The sequence below is a fragment of the Pseudomonas sp. P5_B2 genome (assembly GCF_056400445.1).
On sequence record NZ_JBFULH010000676.1, the window covers coordinates 1 to 2,061 of the forward strand.

Annotated in this window: 2 protein-coding genes; one reads left to right on the forward strand and one right to left on the reverse strand. The window is 58.4% G+C overall.

Annotation, left to right across the window (positions count from 1 at the left end; genetic code table 11):
• The coding region (locus AC1DRJ_RS25495) for a penicillin acylase family protein (protein ID WP_477804597.1) at positions 1 to 1,198 on the forward strand (1,198 nt) is incomplete at its 5' end.
• Between the two features lie 55 nt (positions 1,199 to 1,253).
• Here AC1DRJ_RS25495 and AC1DRJ_RS25500 read toward each other — a convergent pair.
• Positions 1,254 to 2,061: FecR family protein (locus tag AC1DRJ_RS25500; RefSeq protein ID WP_477804598.1), on the reverse strand; the 808-nt coding region annotated here is incomplete at its 5' end.

The following is a 2,061-nucleotide window of genomic DNA, read 5'->3' on the forward strand; positions in this document are numbered from 1 at the left end:
GAACCAGGCGACCAGCCTCAAGGATTTGCAGGCCTCGGTGCACACCCTTCAAGGTATCCCGTGGGTCAACACCCTGGCGGTGGATGATCAGGGGCAAACGCTGTACATGAACCTGTCGGTGGTGCCCAACGTCAGCGCCGAGAAACTGGCCAAGTGCAGTGATCCGCGAGCCGGATTAAAGATGATCGTGCTCGACGGTTCCAGCAGCGCCTGTGCCTGGGACATCGACCCGCAGGCAGTACAAAAAGGTATCTATGCCGCCGACAAGCTGCCGCAGTTATTGCGCAAGGATTTTGTGCAGCACTCCAATGACTCCGCCTGGATGGCGAACCCGGCGCAACCGCTCACCGGGTTCTCGCCACTGATCAGCCAAGAGGACCAGCCGTTGGGCTTGCGCTCGCGTTTTGCACTGGATCGATTGAGTACGTTGAACAAGGCCGGGCCTTTGACGGCGGCGGATTTGCAGCGGATGGTGATGGACGATCAGGTATATCTGGCCGCTCAGGTCATGCCGGATCTATTGCAGTTCTGTGCCGGCGACCTGGGTGCCGATGCCGTGGCGCTGAAACCGGTGTGTGCCAGTCTCAAGGCGTGGGACCGCCGAGCGAATCTGGACAGCGGACTGGGGTTTGTTCACTTCCAGAATGTCATGGAGCCGTTGCCGCAGATTCCCGACATCTGGCGTGTGGCGTTTGATCCCAAAGATCCGCAAAACACCCCGCGCGGTCTGGCTATTGACCGAGCGGATGTCGCCAAGGCCCTTCGCGATGCCATGCTTGCTTCGGTTGAGCAAGTGAACGCCCAGKGTTTGAAATCCGAGGCGCGCTGGGGTGATATTCAGGTGGTCAGCAGCGGTGGCCAGCAAACGCCGATTCATGGTGGACCGGGCACACTGGGCGTGTACAACGCCATTCAAAGCGTACCGAGATCAGACGGCAAACGTGAGGTGGTCAGTGGCACCAGTTATCTGCAGGTGGTGACTTTCGATGACAAGGGGCCGCAAGCCCAAGGTTTACTGGCGTTCTCGTTGTCCAGCGATCCGGGCTCGAAATACGCCCGGGACCAGACGCAGGCCTTTTCGAATAAACAACTGAGCGTGCTGCCCTTCACTGAGCAGCAGATCACGTCAGACCCGCAGTACCAGGTGCAAACGATCCGTGAACAGGATGAAAAGGCCGGGAAGGTGGCTACGCAGTAACAGTACAGACACCTGAGCCCGACATGAAGGCCGCATCCTGCAAGGGAGGCGGCCTTCAGCTTTTAGGCGTTTTGGTCGGAATTGAATTGAGGACCGGATTTCCGTCTTTGTTGCGGGTCAGGTAAACCGGCAGTACCTTGGGCAGGGAGGCTACCAGGCTGTTGAGTTCCTTAATGTTATAGATACCGCCGAGGCGGATCTGGCCGGTGCTGTGATCGGCCACCATCACCGGTTTGCTCAGGTAACGATTGATCAACGGCAAGGCGTCGGTCAGAGACAGGTTATCGAGCACCAGTTTGCCACTGCGCCAGGCCAGCGAATTGTCGTTGGCATAGGTCTGACTGATTTGCGGCGTGAAGTCACCGTGCCTGAAGCGCGCCTGCATGGCAGGGCCGAGACTTAAGCCATCGCCGGGAAGGTCGTCATTGCTGGTGACCAGTACAGAGCCTTCGATCAGGTTCACACGGACCTGATCTTCGTACATCCAGACATTGAATTGGGTACCGGTGACGCGAATCCTGCCGTCTGCGGCCCTGACGATAAAAGGATGAGTCGTGTCGTGGCTGACACTGAAGAAAGCTTCGCCTTTTTTCAGCGTCACGCGCCGCTGATCCTTATAGTTGCTGAACGTCAGCTCACTGCCAAGGTTCAGTTCTACCCGACTGCCGTCGCTCAGGGTGACCTGACGGACAGCGTCGCTGGCTTCAAAGTGCTGGTATGAATTGGGCAGCCAGCCCATGTTCCAGCCACTGAATGCTGCAATCGGTAATGCAACTGCGCACACGGCGGCGGCGATGCCGAGACGGCGCCAGGATGTAGCCGGTTTGAAACGCGCAACGGGTTCGACCGCTTCAGGACGCGGC